The sequence below is a fragment of the Melittangium boletus DSM 14713 genome (assembly GCF_002305855.1).
Lineage (GTDB): Bacteria > Myxococcota > Myxococcia > Myxococcales > Myxococcaceae > Cystobacter > Cystobacter boletus.
This window is the reverse complement of sequence record NZ_CP022163.1, coordinates 5,143,109-5,157,912: the sequence shown is the minus strand read 5'-3', so window position 1 is coordinate 5,157,912 and position 14,804 is coordinate 5,143,109. Positions and strand designations below refer to the sequence as shown.

Annotated in this window: 17 protein-coding genes; 8 read left to right on the top strand and 9 right to left on the bottom strand. The window is 69.3% G+C overall.

Going from position 1 to position 14,804, the window contains the following annotated elements; all coding sequences use genetic code 11:
* Positions 1-3: 3 nt before the first annotated feature.
* The 3 genes from MEBOL_RS21785 to MEBOL_RS21775 are packed head-to-tail and all read right to left on the bottom strand — an operon-like array spanning position 4 to position 2,826.
* Positions 4-771, bottom strand: coding sequence for a slipin family protein (locus MEBOL_RS21785; protein WP_095979257.1), 768 nt, complete (start codon positions 769-771; stop codon positions 4-6).
* A complete protein-coding gene (locus MEBOL_RS21780) occupies positions 768-2,108 on the bottom strand; it encodes an NfeD family protein (RefSeq protein ID WP_095979256.1) in 1,341 nt (446 codons plus the stop codon). Before MEBOL_RS21780 ends, MEBOL_RS21785 begins: the two co-directional genes overlap by 4 nt.
* Positions 2,109-2,118: 10 nt before the next feature.
* A complete protein-coding gene (locus tag MEBOL_RS21775) occupies positions 2,119-2,826 on the bottom strand; it encodes a hypothetical protein (RefSeq protein ID WP_095979255.1) in 708 nt (235 codons plus the stop codon).
* 326 nt (positions 2,827-3,152) lie between these two features.
* On the opposite strand from MEBOL_RS21775, the gene dps reads away from it, so the two are divergent.
* The 3 genes from dps to MEBOL_RS21755 are packed head-to-tail and all read left to right on the top strand — an operon-like array spanning position 3,153 to position 5,175.
* The gene (dps, locus tag MEBOL_RS21765; protein ID WP_157775348.1) at positions 3,153-3,710 is read left to right on the top strand and encodes a DNA starvation/stationary phase protection protein Dps; all 558 of its coding nucleotides are present in this window, start codon (positions 3,153-3,155) and stop codon (positions 3,708-3,710) included.
* Between the two features lie 5 nt (positions 3,711-3,715).
* Positions 3,716-4,261, top strand: a complete 546-nt coding sequence (locus tag MEBOL_RS21760) for an inorganic diphosphatase (protein WP_095979253.1) — start codon at positions 3,716-3,718, stop codon at positions 4,259-4,261.
* A 23-nt stretch (positions 4,262-4,284) separates the two neighbouring features.
* The gene (locus tag MEBOL_RS21755) at positions 4,285-5,175 is read left to right on the top strand and encodes a CHAD domain-containing protein (RefSeq protein WP_095979252.1); all 891 of its coding nucleotides are present in this window, start codon (positions 4,285-4,287) and stop codon (positions 5,173-5,175) included.
* A gap of 39 nt (positions 5,176-5,214) precedes the next feature.
* On the opposite strand, the gene MEBOL_RS21750 is transcribed toward MEBOL_RS21755, so the two are convergent.
* From MEBOL_RS21750 to MEBOL_RS21725, 5 genes are all read right to left on the bottom strand, one after another.
* Entirely contained in the window at positions 5,215-6,519 is a 1,305-nt protein-coding gene (locus tag MEBOL_RS21750) for a hypothetical protein (protein ID WP_157775346.1), read from the bottom strand.
* A gap of 181 nt (positions 6,520-6,700) precedes the next feature.
* A complete protein-coding gene (locus MEBOL_RS21740; protein ID WP_095979249.1) occupies positions 6,701-7,939 on the bottom strand; it encodes a cellulase family glycosylhydrolase in 1,239 nt (412 codons plus the stop codon).
* Between the two features lie 13 nt (positions 7,940-7,952).
* Positions 7,953-8,546 carry a peptide deformylase gene (gene def / locus MEBOL_RS21735; protein WP_095979248.1) on the bottom strand — a complete coding sequence of 198 codons (594 nt, stop codon included), beginning with the start codon at positions 8,544-8,546 and terminating at the stop codon, positions 7,953-7,955.
* A 42-nt stretch (positions 8,547-8,588) separates the two neighbouring features.
* Complete coding sequence (locus MEBOL_RS21730) at positions 8,589-8,975, bottom strand: helix-turn-helix domain-containing protein (RefSeq protein ID WP_095979247.1); 387 nt, start codon at positions 8,973-8,975, stop codon at positions 8,589-8,591.
* 121 nt (positions 8,976-9,096) lie between these two features.
* A complete protein-coding gene (locus tag MEBOL_RS21725) occupies positions 9,097-9,690 on the bottom strand; it encodes a chalcone isomerase family protein (RefSeq protein ID WP_245918716.1) in 594 nt (197 codons plus the stop codon).
* Positions 9,691-9,791: 101 nt separating this feature from the next.
* On the opposite strand from MEBOL_RS21725, the gene MEBOL_RS21720 reads away from it, so the two are divergent.
* Both MEBOL_RS21720 and MEBOL_RS21715 read left to right on the top strand, forming a co-directional pair.
* Positions 9,792-10,571, top strand: a complete 780-nt coding sequence (locus tag MEBOL_RS21720; RefSeq protein WP_095979246.1) for an alpha/beta fold hydrolase — start codon at positions 9,792-9,794, stop codon at positions 10,569-10,571.
* 80 nt (positions 10,572-10,651) lie between these two features.
* Positions 10,652-11,512: a GspE/PulE/PilB domain-containing protein gene (locus MEBOL_RS21715; RefSeq protein ID WP_245918714.1), complete on the top strand. Its 861-nt coding sequence runs from the start codon at positions 10,652-10,654 to the stop codon at positions 11,510-11,512.
* Between the two features lie 6 nt (positions 11,513-11,518).
* Here MEBOL_RS21715 and MEBOL_RS21710 read toward each other — a convergent pair whose 3' ends face one another.
* Positions 11,519-11,980, bottom strand: coding sequence for a DoxX family membrane protein (locus MEBOL_RS21710; RefSeq protein ID WP_095979245.1), 462 nt, complete (start codon positions 11,978-11,980; stop codon positions 11,519-11,521).
* A 195-nt stretch (positions 11,981-12,175) separates the two neighbouring features.
* Between MEBOL_RS21710 and MEBOL_RS21705 the strand changes: the two genes are divergently transcribed.
* The 3 genes from MEBOL_RS21705 to MEBOL_RS21695 are packed head-to-tail and all read left to right on the top strand — an operon-like array spanning position 12,176 to position 14,769.
* Positions 12,176-12,646 carry an Lrp/AsnC family transcriptional regulator gene (locus tag MEBOL_RS21705; RefSeq protein ID WP_095979244.1) on the top strand — a complete coding sequence of 157 codons (471 nt, stop codon included), beginning with the start codon at positions 12,176-12,178 and terminating at the stop codon, positions 12,644-12,646.
* 2 nt (positions 12,647-12,648) lie between these two features.
* A complete protein-coding gene (locus tag MEBOL_RS21700) occupies positions 12,649-13,860 on the top strand; it encodes an aminotransferase-like domain-containing protein (protein WP_095979243.1) in 1,212 nt (403 codons plus the stop codon).
* Positions 13,861-13,890: 30 nt separating this feature from the next.
* Complete coding sequence (locus tag MEBOL_RS21695) at positions 13,891-14,769, top strand: ATP-grasp domain-containing protein (protein WP_095979242.1); 879 nt, start codon at positions 13,891-13,893, stop codon at positions 14,767-14,769.
* Positions 14,770-14,804 lie beyond the last annotated feature (35 nt).

Genomic DNA, 14,804 nt, shown 5'->3' with positions numbered 1-14,804 from the left:
GTCCTATCCGCTTCCCTTGGGGTGCAATCCCAGCGTGCGGAGCAGATCCAGGGGAATGGGGATGATGGTCTGGTTGCCTCCGCCGGTGATCTCCACCAGCGTCTGCAGGTAGCGCAGCTGGAGGGTGATGGGGTTGCGGTCGAGCACCTCGGCGGCCAGGGACAGCTTCTCGGCGGCCTGGTGTTCACCCTCGGCGGCGATGATCTTCGCGCGGCGCTCGCGCTCGGCCTCCGCCTGTCGGGCGATGGCGCGCTGCATCTCCACCGGCAGGTCGATGTGCTTCACCTCCACGTTGGAGACCTTGATGCCCCAGGGGTCCGTGTGCGCGTCCAGCACCTTCTGGATGTCGCGGTTGATGCGCTCGCGCTCGGACAGCAGTTGATCCAACTCCACCTGGCCGAGGATGGCGCGCAATGTCGTCTGCGCGAGCTGGCTCGTGGCGTACAGGAAGTCCTCCACCTGGAGCACGGCCTTGTCCGCGTGGATGACGCGGAAGTAGACGACGGCGTTCACCTTCACGCTGACGTTGTCCCGGGTGATGACGTCCTGCGGCGGCACGTCGCGCGCGACGGTGCGCATGTCGATGATGACCATGCGCTCCACGAGGGGGATGAGCCAACGGAAGCCCGCGCGCTTGAGGCCCACGAAGCGCCCGAGCCGGAAGACGACGCCGGACTGGTACTCATTGACGATGCGCACACCGGACAGGAAGACGAGCAGGAGGATGGCCAGCGGAATGAGCAGCCCGAACAGGCCGAAGAAATCGGTCATGTCTTCACCTCATCGACGTACAGAGTGAGTCCCTCCACCCGGCGCACCACCACGGGAGCGCCGGAGGGAATGTCGGCGGAAGCACGGGCGGACCAGCGCTCGCCGTGGACGAACACCTCGCCCCCGGAGGCCGACACGGCCTCGAGCACATGGCCCCGCTCCCCCACGAGCCCCAGGTCTCCGGCGAGTTGGGGCACACGGCGCGTCTCGGCGGCGCGCCGGGCGAGATAGACGGCGGCCGCGGCGACCAGGACGGCGAAGGGCAGCACCGTGCGCAGGGGTACCTGCAAGGGCCGGTCGATGAACCACCCCGGATCGAACCGGTCCACGAGGAACACGCCCCCGAGCACGAGCAGCAACAGGCCCGAGGCCCCCAGCAGTCCACTGGTGATGAAGAGCTCGGCCACGAGCAGTCCCACGCCGAGCACGAGCAGCACGATCGCACCGGCGCGCACGGGCAGCGCCGCGGAGGCGAGCAGGGCGAGCACCAGGCACACCACACCGGTGAGGCCGGGGACGAACAAGCCGGGATGGGCGAACTCCACGGCGAGGCCAAGTCCGGCGAGCAGGAAGAGGAGATAGACGACGGCGGGCTGGGCGAGCGCGTGCAACAGACGCTGGGAGGGCGTGGGATCCAGATCGACGATCCGCGCCTGGGCGGTGTGCAGGGTGACGGGCGTGCCGGACACGGACACGACACGGCCCTGGGCCTGCTCCAGGAAGGACGCCTCGGTGGGAGCGACGGTCTCGATGACGCCGAGCGCGAGGGCCTTCTCCGCGGGGACGCTCTCGCTTTCCCGCACGGCGCGGATGGCCCACTCGGCGTCGCGGCCCCGCTCCCGGGCGATGGCCTCGGCGAAGGCGGCGGTGTCGTTCTCGATCTTCCGGGCCATCTCCTCGCCGCCGACCTTCTCGGGGTCCTGTCCACCCAGGCCGACGACGGGATGAGCGGCGCCGATATGGGTTCCGGGGGCCATGCCCGCCAGGTGCGAGGCGAGTGTGATGAAGACCCCCGCGCTGCCAGCCCGGGCTCCCGACGGTCCCACCCACACCAGCACGGGAACGCGGGCCGAGAGGAACGCCCGGACCATGGCGCGCGTGGCCTCGAGTTCCCCGCCGGGGGTGTCGAGCCGGATGAGCAGGGCTTGATGTCCCGCCTCCTGGGCGCGACGGACACACTCGACCAGGTAGGCACTGGTCCCGGCATCGACGGTGCCCTCGAGAACGCAGCGGGAGAGGGTGGCGGAAGTCGGGGGCTCGACCGCCCGGGACGCCTGACCGAGCAGGAGCAGGCCCAACGCGAACAACACCAGGAACTGTCCCGCCCGCCCGCTCATTCGTCCTCCGCTACACGGGGCGTCTCTGCTGCCGGAAGAGGACTTCCCGGCGGCTGGACTCCCGATTGGCTCGAACCATGGAGATGCTCAAGAACACGAGCAGCCCCACCAACAACCCGCCCGTGAAGGTGAAGACGAGCAGCCAGGGTCGCACGGCCTGGACCAGACCCTGGGTGGCCCCCCGGGTGAACGACGCGCCCAGGCTGGCCAGTTGCGCATCCCTGCAGGCGCGGGCCTGTTCACCCTGGAGCCCTCCACACTCGGGAAAGAGCGAGCCGAGTTCATCACGCGATTGCTGGACCATCGAGGACGCGATCCGGCCCGCCGTGGCCGACAGACTCTGACCAAGCGGCCCCGTGCCATCCGGGCCCAGTTGGCGTCCCAGTTCCGTGCTCAAACCCCGGGCGACCTCCGAGGCCAGGGACGACGAGCTCGACCCCGCCGCGTCCACCAACGGCCCGCCCCCCGATGCAGGCGGCTGGAAGGGAGACTCTGGACGCGTGAAGGCATCCACCAGACCCCGCGCCATCTGTTCCGATTCACGGCGAGTCAAGGCATCGTCCAGGGCCTGCTCCTCGGGTTGCCGTTGTTCTTTCTCCGCGCGCATCGCCTCCTGGGCACCCATCGTGGCGTGCTCTCCGAACTGGCGCGCGACGGTGGCGCAGCCTGGCAGGCCCACCCACAACACCAGCAGGCCCACGAGCTTCGTCCTGGACATGGCTCCTCCTGCTTCCATGAACTTAAGGATGGACGGCGAGCGCGAAGGGACGACGAAGACAGCACTTCCTCGCCCTGCTGGTGGGCTGCACCACCGCCTCCCGCGTGCGCTTCACCCCGGAAGACAAGTCATCCTCCCCGCGAGCAGCGCGCACCCTCCGGGAAGCTGGCTGGTCCCACGTCGCGGTGAGCGGGGGCTCGTCCGCCTCCCTGCTCATTTGGAAGGGTGGCTTGGCTTGGCGTGGGCCCCACTCATCCCCACCCTCTGGAACGGACAGATGAACCGGCGGACGGTCCGCCCGGAGACATCCAACGAGGGACATGTTCATGACCACCAAGTTTCCCAGCCACGTCAACCTGCCGCGCGAGGCCCGTTCCGAGTTGATCGAGCTGCTCAACTCCTGTCTGGCGACCGCCATTGATCTGCACTGGCAGGTGAAACAGGCCCACTGGAACATCCGTGGCAATCACTTCATCAGCCGCCATCTGCTCTTCGACAAGGTGGCGGACCACGTGCGTGAACAAGCCGACCAGTTCGCCGAGCGCGCTGGAGCACTGGGCGGCTACGCGGAAGGCACCATCCGTCTGGCCGCCAAGAACAGCGAGTTGAGCGAGTACGACCTGAGCGCCGTCAACGGCGATGATCACGTGCGTGTCATCGTGGACCGGGTGTCGCGCTACGCGGCCACCGTGCGCGAGGGCATCCAGCGCTGCGACGATGTGAACGACCCGGTCAGCGCGGACATCCTCACGCAGATCCTCGGCCAGGTGGAGGAGGATCTGTGGTTCCTGGAGAGCCACCTGCACGGCTCGGCCAACATCGCCCGCGAGGAGAGTGGCCCGTCCGCCATCCGCGAGGAGACCTCGGCCGCGACCAACGCTTGAGTGACATGCACGCGGATCTCACCCGCCTTCCCTTGCGCGGCAAGGGTGGCGCCTTCCATGTCGTGGTCGAGTCGCCCCGAGGCTCCACCGTGAAGCTCAAGTACGAGCCGGAGCTCGGGATCTTCACCCTCTCTCGCCCGCTGGTGCGGGGACTGCGCTACCCGTTCGACTGGGGCTTCATCCCCAGCACCCGGGCCTCGGACGGGGATCCGCTCGACGCGATGGTGTACTGGGACCAGACCACCTATCCGGGCGTGGTCCTGCCCTGCCGCGCGCTCGGGGTATTGAAGGTGGACCAGAAGAAAAAGGCGGGAGGACGGGGGCGCGAGCGCAATGATCGGCTGCTCGTCGTGCCCACCCTGGCGCCCCGCGCCGACAATCTGAACGACATCCACGAACTGTCCTCGCGCGAGCGACAGGAGCTGGAGCACTTCTTCTCCGTCGCCGTGACCTTCGCGAACAAGGACCTGCGCCTGCTCGGTTGGGAAGGAGCGGACAGTGCAGAGCGGCTGCTGGAGCAGGCGGCGGCCCGGTACGAGGCCACGCGTTAGTTCCAGGAGAGAGAGAGCCATCCATGGCACGCCCCACCCCCGTCAGAGGATTGGGCCCCGACAGTCGCCTGGCCGAGGCCGCGCGGCGGTTGCTCACCAGCCGCCTGGCCGACGTGCGCCATGAGGAGGACGCCCTCACCCGGAAGCTCACCATGGACGGAGTGCATGACATGCGCGTGGCCACCCGGCGCCTGCGCGCGGCGCTCCGGATATTCCGGGGCCTGGGCGAGTTGGAGCCCCTGGAGCAGGAGGTCAAGCACCTCCAGGACGCGCTCGGCGAGGTGCGGGATCTCCATGTGCAGGGCGATTGGCTGCACCAGGCCGCCCAGGGGACCAAGGCCGCCAGGCGCTCGGGGTATGAAGCGCTGCGCGCGAGCGTGACGTCTCCGCTCGCCGACAAGGAGAAGCGGCTGCGGCGGGCGCTGAAACGGTGGGATCAGCACACGGTCCCCACGCTCCTGGACGCGACGAAACACCTGGCGGGACCGGGGCGCTACGGAGGCCGGCGCGTGCGTCGACAACTGCGCCGCCGGCTGCGAACCCTCGAAACGCTCATGGCGGACTACACCGAGGCGCCCGACGCCCTCATCGCGCACGAGATGCGCAAGACCGTGAAGAAGCTGCGCTACGAGGCCGAGATCTTCCGCCCCGCCATGCGCCGCAAGATGGAGGCACTGCAAGAAGCGCTGGTGTCCTTGCAGGAATTGCTGGGCGAGTTGCATGACGCGGACGTGCGCATGGGCCTGCTCGAGGGGATGGCCGCGGAGGGAAAGGAGGCCCAGCGCACCGCCGCTCGCACGCTCCTGGAGCGTGTGCGGGAGGAGCGCGCCGAGCACTCCGCGCACACCGCGCGGGAGCTGCAACGCTGGCACGCCGAGAAGCTCGCCCGGGGGCTGCGCCACTTGCTGGAATGAGCCGCGCCATTCGCACCGGGCCCATCACCCGCGTGGGCCTCAGTGGCGCGAGAGCCAGTCCGTGATGCGCGGCCACACGTTCTTGTCCGCATCGGTCGCCAGGAACAGGTCCGCGTGGCCGAAGTCCAGGGCACGGGCGCCGTCCTGCAGACGCTGCACGAGGTGGAAGGAGACGTCCTTGCTGCCCAGCTGCGACACGGAGTAGTGGCCGAAGCGGCCGGTGCCCCCCTCCGCGCCCACGTACAGCACCGGCACCTTCACGTGCTTGAGCCGATCGGTGTACGGCAACTTCGGCGTACCGCACCATAGCGCCAGGGACTCCACCTGCTCGCCAAGGCTCTGGTAGGGCACGGCCTGCTCCAGCGTGTCGAAGAAGAAGCGCTCATGCGTCCAGGACAGGGCCGTGGCCGTGGAGCCCGAGAAGACGCCTCCGGTGAAGTGGTACCACTTGAAGATGGGCAGACCCTGCAACCGGTAGGTGGCGGTACCGGCGAGCAGTGCCGCCTCCCGGTTGGTGAGGCCCGGCAGGAAGGCCGAGGGCGACGAGGGAGCCGCGTTGGCATACGTCCCCAGGTTCTGGAGCGTCTGGCCGCTGTTGTCCGCGTAGACGCCGGACGTCTGGAGCGCGGCCAACGTCTTGTAGCCCTGGCACGCGTCCTGGCGCTGCGCCGGAGCATCCGGACCGAAGGAGAAGGCCACGTCCACGGGGATGAAGGCGCTCACGTGTTGCCGCTCCTTCGACGCGCGCGTCTCCGCGTTCAGGTAGGCGTAGCCCACCATGGCCCCCCGGCTCCACCCCAGCAGGGGCATCGGTCCGTCGGCGGAGCGATTCGCGAGGCCCCGCACATAGCGCGCCACCGCCAACCCCGTGCCCAGATCCTGCGCATGCGTCTCCAGGTTCCAGTCGCGCATGAAGGTGAAGTCGGTGGTCTGCGCGGGGACGTTCACCCAGCGCATGTCGATTCCCCACACGTCCAGCCCCTGGCGGGCCAGGTAGATGGCGAAGGACGGCTTCCGGGGCAGCACCGCGCTCGCCACCCCTGGCAGGAAGGCACCCCGGAAGCCCCAGATGTCCCCATGCAGCAGGAAAAGGGAGCGGCTGGGCGTCAGGGGAACCCCGGGCCACGCCTCTTGCACCACGCGGTGCAGGGTCAGCAGCTCGTGCGGCCCCGGACCCAGCTGGAGCGTGTAGCTGTACTCGGCGATACCGTCGTCCACCACACGCCGTTCACTGTCGATCAGTTTGCACGTGGATGGCCCCGGCCTGCTGTCCTTGCAGACCTGGGTCACCATCGCGGGCAAGGGCCAGGAGGCCCAGCTGGGCGCCACATCCCGTGGAGCCATCGCCGAACCCACAACCCAGATGAAAATCCACGCGGCCCACTTGATGGGAGTCCTCATGGTCTGTTCCCCTCCGTTGCTTCACCCGTTAGAGGGGAAAAAACTTGTCCTTCCCGGGAAGCGGGACAACCCGGCCTGTGTCATTTAGCCCCCCAAGTGTGGAATGGGGCACCTTGGGTGGGGCTCAGCGCGTACCCGCGAGGGCCGCCGCCTCGATGACGAGGTCCGCGTAACGATTACCGGGGTCCGCGGGCATGCTCCCATCACGGTAATAGAAGGTGAAATCATCCCAGGAGTCCGGCCGGGCGTCGTTGGCGAACATCCACGGCGCGCTCGCCCCGACCCCCGTGCGCCAGGCGCAGCGCCACCACCCCCGATAGACGGCACGCCGCTCCTCGAGCAGGAGGCCCTCGCGGTTGCGCAGGCCGAATTCACCCGCGAACAAGGGCTTGCCCAGCTCCCGCGCGAGCGCCGCGTGCTCGGAGAACCAGTGCGCACCGGCCCGGGGCAGGGCCTCGCGCGCCACGCCATATGCCTCCGGGTAGAAGTGAACACTGGCGAAGTCGATGAAGGGCGAGGCCGTGTTGCGCCGGAAACTGCTCCCCCCCTGGAAGAGCGACGTGGGCGCCGAGGCCCGCCAGAAGGGCGCGTCATAGCCCTCCAGGGAGGTGTCGAATCCCTCCTCCCCCGTGCCCACCAGGTGGCCGGGAGCATGGCGCTTCACCTCGGCGGCCACCTCGTCCACCCAGGCGCGCATCGCCGTGCCGTCCGCGTCCAGGCCCCGGCCACGCGGCTCGTTGAGCAACTCCCAGGCCAGCACCGCCGGATGCTCGCCATAGCGCAGCCCGTCCACCGTGTTGACGCGCGAGAGCAGTCGCCCGAGGTGCGCCTTGTACAGGTCGATGACGGCGCGCTCGGTGAAGAAGCGCGCGTCCCCCTCCACGGGCGAGGGCAGCCCCGCCCACTCCACGTAGCGCCGCGTGCCGCCGTAGGCGTCCCAGTAATTGCCCAGGGTCAACACGAGCTTCACCCCGTGCACCCGCGCCCGGGCGAGCACCCGATCCAAGCCCTGGAACGCCGTCTCGTCATAGACGAGCGGCGCCACCTGGATGGCTGAGTCCCCCCGCCGCTCGGCGGCTTCGTTGTGGCCATTGGTGCGCACGGCCCAGGCCCCGAGCGCCGCCGCCTTGGCGAACGTCTCCTCCACCACGGGCGACTCGGCGAGGCCCCGGCGCACGTCCCGCGCCGCCTCTTCCTGGAGGAAGTAGGCGTTGAACAGCACGGCCGCGGAGGGCGCCTCCCCCAGCCGCATCGCGGGTGCCTCGGGACACTCCGCGGCTTCCTCCTCGAGCCGCTCCAGCACGTCCTCTCCACACGCCGTGGTCATCAGGAGCAGCCCCCAGAGCGGGAAGTGGACGCGCATGACGGCCCTCGCCTCAGGAAGACAGTCCGAGCGCCCGGCGCACGTCGGCCACCTTGAGCGCCGTCCAGTGCCGCCGGTGGTTGTCCATGGTGGAGAAGCTGCGCGGCTCCATCCGGTCGATGTAGAGCGTGCCGTCGAGGTGATCCACCTCGTGCTGGAGGATGCGCGCGTACCATCCCGTCGCCACGCGGCTGAAGGGTTGGCCGTTCTCGTCGAAGGCCTCCACCCGCACGGAGCGCGCGCGCCGCACCAGGGCGGAGAAGCCGTTGACGCTCAGGCAGCCCTCATGGAACTCCACCGGCGTCGCGTCCTCCACCACGAGCCGGGGATTGATGAGGACATGGAAGTCCACGGCCTGGCGCTCGCGCGCGGCCAGCTCCGCGGGCGGCACCAACGCCTGATATTCGGCCCGGTCCTCGATGACCGCCACGCGCACACCCACGCCCACCTGGGGCGCGGCCAATCCCACGCCCGGGGCGTCACGCATGGTGTCGCGCATGAGGGCGATGAGCTGCCGCGTCGCGGGGCTCGTCATCTCCTCGGGCGTGAGATCCCTGGCCGGCCGTCGCAGGACCGGCTCTCCCGTCTGCACGATCTTCAGAAGCATGGCGCGGGACGATACCCGCGAAGCCCCTGCCCGCTCCAGGCGTCAATCCGATGGAGCGGGCACCAGGTTCTTTCGTCGACGAATGTCCAGGGCGAGCGCCCCCAGGCAGCGCAGCTCTCCCGGCGACAACATCCGCAGGAGCCGGGCCAGTCGCGCCAGCTGCGGGGACATGGGCGGCTCGGGCGCCGCGGCGGCCAGGTCCCGGGGTGAACTCAGGCCCAGCAGCGCGCTCGCGGAGATGCGCAGCGCCATGCACAGCCGATGAAGGGTGGGCACACTGGGCAGCATCTGCCCCCGTTCGATGCGCCCATACATGGCGGAGGCCAATCCAGACATCGAGGACACATCCGCCTGGGTGAGGCCCGCTCGCTCCCGGGCCATCAGCAGTGCCGCGCCAATGCTGCGTTTCAGCGAATCAATGTCGTCCATACGCGGACAACACTACTTTATAAATGAGCTGGACGGAACGAACTTGTCAGGTTGACCTGTCGACCGCGTGCACGCGAGCCCAGGAGTCCACCGCATGGATGGGCTTCCCCCCGCGGGAGTCTCATTGATAGATGGGGTTGGCGCTCAACCACGCGGAGAAGAGCGCGTCCGCGAAGGCCTTGCCCGGGATCGTCGCGCCCTGGCTTCCCTCGCCGGAGACGAGCAACCCCTTGTTGGGGATGTAGCTGATGAGAATGGAGTCCCCCTTGTCCACCCCGCGCAGCGATTGCAGCAGCTGCTCGCACAGGCGCTTCATCTTCGGATCCCGCAGGGACGCACTGCCCGAGAGGAACTCCCGGAAGGCCGCCACGAGCTGCGCCCGATTCACCCCGCGTTTGAAGCGCAGTTGCAGCTGCTTCGCGCCCTCGGAGGAGATCGCCTCCTCGACCGAGGCGGGCTTCTGCTGCAGGTAGAGGCCCCACACGTAGACATCGAAGAAGAACCGCTTCTTCACCTCCATGTGATCCAAGAGGAGTTCCTGGCCCTGCAAGGAGATGGTATCTGGCATCCGTACGCCGCCGAGGGCCCGGGCCTCCGCGCCGCTCGCGAGCAGCGCCAGCGCCAGCGCCAACCCTCGAGCTCCCCGCCGGCCCACCCCCACCTTGTCCTGTCGCTCGGGAATCATGGAGCGAAGCTGGGCACTGTCCTGGGGCACGACCAGCCTCGTCTATTCCGGAGAATCCCGGGGTACCGCCTGCCCGCTCGCCCACCTGGAGATGCGGCGGGGGCGGGGGTCATGGGCTATAGGAAGCGACCGTGATCCTCTCGAACTTCCAGGTCGGTGAAGGGCCGCGGCCCACGGTGTTGATCCATGGCTTCCTCGGAACGGGGCGCAACCTGCGTTCGCTCGCCGCGGCCTGGAGCGCCGCGGACCCCGGCCGCTGCTTCCTGTTGCCGGACCTGACGGGTCATGGCACCTCGCCCGGGCTGCCCGCCGGAGCCACCCTGGCCACCCTGGCCACCGATGTCCTGGAGACGGCGCGCGCGGGAGGCCTCGAGGGGCCCCTGGACGTGGTGGGCCACTCCCTGGGAGGACGCGTGGCGCTCGCCTTGAGCCAGCTCGCGCCCGAGGCCGTGGCACGCGTCAGCTTGCTGGACATCGGCCCGGGTCCCATTCCCCCGGGACAGTCGGAAAGCGGCAAGGTGCTGGAAGTGCTCCGGGCCGCCCCCGCCCGGGCCGCGGATCGCAAGGCGATGCGCGCGGAGCTCACGGGACGGGGCTTGTCGGGCCCCCTGTCCGACTGGCTCCTCATGAACCTGGAGTCCGCGCCCGAGGTAGGCGTGCACTGGCGCTTCGATCGCGAAGCGCTCGCCACCTTCCATGGCCGCTCCAATCAGGAGGAGTTGTGGGGAGCCCTGGCGCGGCCAGGCCTGAAGGCGCGCGGCATCCGGGGTGGCCGGGCGCACTACGTCAGCGACTCGGACATGGCGCGCATGGAGGCCCTGGGCTGCCCCGTGGACACCCTCCCGGAGGCGGGACACTTCGTCCACGTGGACGCACCCGACGCCCTGCTGCGCTGGCTCCAGCGGGAGTGAGCCCTCCAAGCGGGCAACGGAGCGGTGGCTGCTTCTGGTGACCCTCGTCGCCCCGGAGCGGAGTGAGCAGCCTTTCAGGCATGCACGCCACTCCCAAACCCATGCTCGGAGAAGTCCTGATGGAGTTGGGACTTCTCGATCGCGCACAACTGCGCCTCGCCCTGGTGCACCACCATGAGCTGAACGTGCCCCTGGGCCGGGCGCTCGTACGCGAGGGCCTCTGCACGGAGGCCGACGTGCTGCGCGCGCTCGCCCAGCAGCAGGGCGTCCCCGCGATCGACCTGGACCGCGAGCCTCTTCATCCCAAGCTCACCCGGCTGGTGTCCAAGCGCATCGCCCGTCAGTACCGCGTGGTTCCCCTGCGGCTCGACAAGGGCGAGCGCGAGGTGCTGCACATCGCCATGCCCGCTCCCGTGTCGCTGGAAGCACTGGACGCCGTCCGCGCCGTCTCCGGCAAGCCCCGGGTCGAAGCCCACCTCGCCTCGGATCCGGCGCTGACCCGGGCGCTCGCCGCGCTCTACCGCTTCCCCCTGGACAAGGCGGAGCCGTCCAAGGCGCGGCCCTCGCGTCCCCGGGGCGCGGACGCCCCCGTGCTGCTCTACGCCTGGCCCCCCGTCACGGCGACGCTCATCTCGCGCGCGCTGGCTCGGGAGGGAATCCCGACCCAGGTCATCTCTCCCCTGGAGACGATGCACACGGAGGCCACGGACCTGGTGTTCGCCCCGGTGCAGGCCATGGAGGGACTGCTCGCGGGCGAGGCGCGGATCGCCGGAACCCTGCTGCTGTCGGGCTCCTCGGACGACGAGGACCTGCAGCGGGCCCACCGGATTGGCGCGCGGGGCTATGTCCCCAATCCGCTCGACGAGCTCATGCTCCTGCGCGCCATCCGCCGCCTGCGCCCGGGCGCGGGCGCCAGCTCGGGCGCGCAGGGCTCGCTCTGACGACGTTCAAACGCTCGCCGTCGCGCGCATGGCGAGCATGGGGCGGAACGCCGCCCGGTATGACCAGGCGAGGAAGATCTCCAGCACCAGGAGGAACACCGCCATTCCCGTGCCCACCGGCGCCAGGAAGACGTGGAACAAGAAGATGTTGACGATGACGGGGGCGATGAGCGCCAGCGCCAATGGCACGAAGCGGTTGGCCAGGAACAGCGCCCCCGCCAGCACCTCGGTGCCCTTCACCAGCCAGAACAGGTAGCCCGTGGCCTTCATCGCGATGCCGAAGGCGACTCCCGGATCGTCCGGAGACATGTCCGGCGGCGGCGGAATGAAGTCCAGGAAGCCGTTCAGGCCGAAGACGAAGAAGATGAGCCCCATCACCACACGGCCCACCGTCGGCAGGTGACGGGTCATCGACTTCTTCGGAAGGCCTTCCAGGGAGGAAGGCTTGAGGGGCGTGGCGGTGTCCATGACGAGCTCCGTTCGAGTGGAAGGCGTGGGCATCTACTCCACGTCGAACGAGGCTCCTACTTATCGACACACCTCCTCGCTCGGCGGCTTATCTACCCGTTCCGCCGTCAACCTCCTTGCAACAGCGACGAATGACATATACCTTATTGGCGTATCACCACTTCGGCTTATAAAAATAAGGCCGCGGGGGACGCCATGGACGAGCTCGACTATCGCCTCATCGACATGCTGCAGCGCGACGGGCGCGCCACCCAGCTGGAGCTGTCCCGCTCGGTGGGGCTGAGCCAGCCGGCGGTGGCCGAGCGCATCCGCAAGCTCGAGGAGCGGGGCGTCATCACCGGCTACGCGGCGCGGGTGGACGCGACGAAGCTGGGCAAGGACATCACCGCCTTCATCGGTGTGAGCATCGAGCACCCCAAGTATTTCGAGGGCTTCGCCAAGAAGGTGCTCGCGCTGCCCGAGGTGCTCGAGGCCCACCGCGTGGCCGGACAGGACTCGTACCTGCTCAAGGTGCGCACGGCGAATACGCGCACGCTCGATGCCCTGCTCACGGAGACCCTGCGCGTCATCGCGGGCGTCACCCGGACCCACACCACCATCGTGCTGACGTCCATCAAGGAAGGCACGCACGTCCACGTCGTTCCCGAAGAGCTGAAAGGAGCCTGACCATGATCGCCGCCGCCCACCCCTCCGCACCTCCGCCGTTGCGGCTCGCCCAGCGCATGTCGCTCATGAAGGCCTCCGCCGTCCGGGAGATCCTCAAGGTGGCCGAGCGGCCCGACGTGCTCTCGTTCGCGGGGGGACTGCCCGCCCCCGAGCTCTTCCCGGTGGAAGCCATCGCCCAGGCACACGCCGAGGTCTTCGCCGAGGAGGGCCGCGCGGCGCTCCAGTACAGCACCACGGAGGGCTACGGCCCCCTGCGCGAGTGGATCGCCGCCCACCTGGGCGAGCGCGGCGTGCGCGTGGGCGCGGACGGGGTGCTCATCACCAATGGCTCGCAGCAGGGAATCGAGCTGGTGGCCAAGGTGATGTTGGACCCGGGTGACGTGGTGGTGGTGGAGAGCCCAAGCTACCTCGCCGCGTTGCAGACGTTCAGCGGCTACGAGGTGTCCTTCCGCGTGGCGGGCAGCGACGACGACGGCATGCGCGTGGACGAGCTGGAGCGCCTGTGCGCCACGCACAAGCCCAAGCTCATCTACCTGGTGCCCAATTTCCAGAACCCCAAGGGCACCACCCTGTCGCTGGAGCGGCGCGAGGCCCTGGTGCGCTTCGCCCAGCGCCATCGCATCCTCATCCTCGAGGACAACCCGTACGGCGAGCTGCGCTTCCGCGGCGAGCACCTGCCCTCCCTGGCATCGCTCGACGACGAAGGCGTGGTGGTGAGCCTGGGCTCGTTCTCCAAGGTGCTCGCGCCCGGGCTGCGCATCGGGTGGATGGTGGCACCGCGCGAGGTGTTGCGCGCCGCCACCGTGGTCAAGCAGGCGGCGGACCTGCACACGGCCACGGTCTCGCAGCGGGCCACGGCGCGGCTGCTCTCGCGCTTCGACTTCCAGGGCCACCTGGAGCGCCTGCGCCTTGTCTACGGGGAGCGGTGCGAGGCCATGCTCGGCGCGCTCGAGCGGCACATGCCCGAGGGCACCCGGTGGACGCGGCCCGACGGCGGCATGTTCGTGTGGGCGGAGCTGCCTCGCGGCATGAGCGCCGACGCCCTCTTCCCGCTCGCGCTGGAGAAGCGCGTCGCCTTCGTGCCCGGCACCTCGTTCTTCGCCGGGGAAGCACGCCATGAGTTCATGCGCTTGAACTTCTCCAACCGCCCGCCGGAGCTGCTGGAGGAAGGCATGCGCCGGCTCGGCGCGGTCATCGCCTCGCATCGGCGGTAGGCACGTCCCGCGTCCTGTAATGTCCCGCCCGTGCCATCTCTCGCGAGCCCGCCCGACATCGCCCTCGTCACCGCGTCCACCTTCCCCGAATGCACCCCCGACGAGACCCTGCTCGCCCAGGCGCTCGCCGCGCGGGGGGTGAAGGCGGGTCCCGTCATCTGGGACGACCCCACGGTGGACTGGAGCCGCTTCCGGCTCGCGCTCGTGCGGACCGCGTGGGACTCGGACATGCGCCGCGAGGAGTTCGTCGCCTGGGCCGAGCGCGCCGGAGCCCTCTGCCCCTTGTGGAACCCACCCGAGGTGCTGCGCTGGAATACGCACAAGGGCTACCTGCGAGACCTGGAAGCACGAGGCATCTCCATCGTCCCCACCGCGTGGCTCGCACGTGGCTCGGCTCCGGACGTGGAGGCGCTCCTCTCCGAGCGGGGTTGGAGCGACGCGGTACTCAAACCCGCCGTCTCCGCGGGCGCGCGCGATACCTTCCGCGTACGAAGTCCCAACGACCTGGCCGCCGCCCAGGCCCTGGTGGCGCGCGTGCTGCCACACAAGGACATGATGGTGCAGCCCTACCTCCCCTCGGTGGAGACCCACGGCGAGCACGGTCTGGTCTTCCTCGGCGGAGAGCACACCCATACCATCCAGCGACAGGCGGCCCTCTCCGGCCGCCCGGGCTACGACCCCACCGCCTCGGCGCCCGCCCTCGCATCGGAGGAGGAGCGGGCCTTCGCCCGAAAGGTGCTCGACGCAACGGGTTTCGACCTCCTGTATGCCCGGGTGGACGTGGCCCGCGATGAGCACGGCGGACCGAGGCTGATGGAATTGGAGCTCACCGAGCCCAACCTCTTCCTGCGCCAGGGCGGCCCCAGCGCCGTGAGCCGGTTGGTGGACGCCCTCCTGGACAAGACCTAGCGTGCGCGTATGCCCCCGGTGAAAAGTTCCCGTCC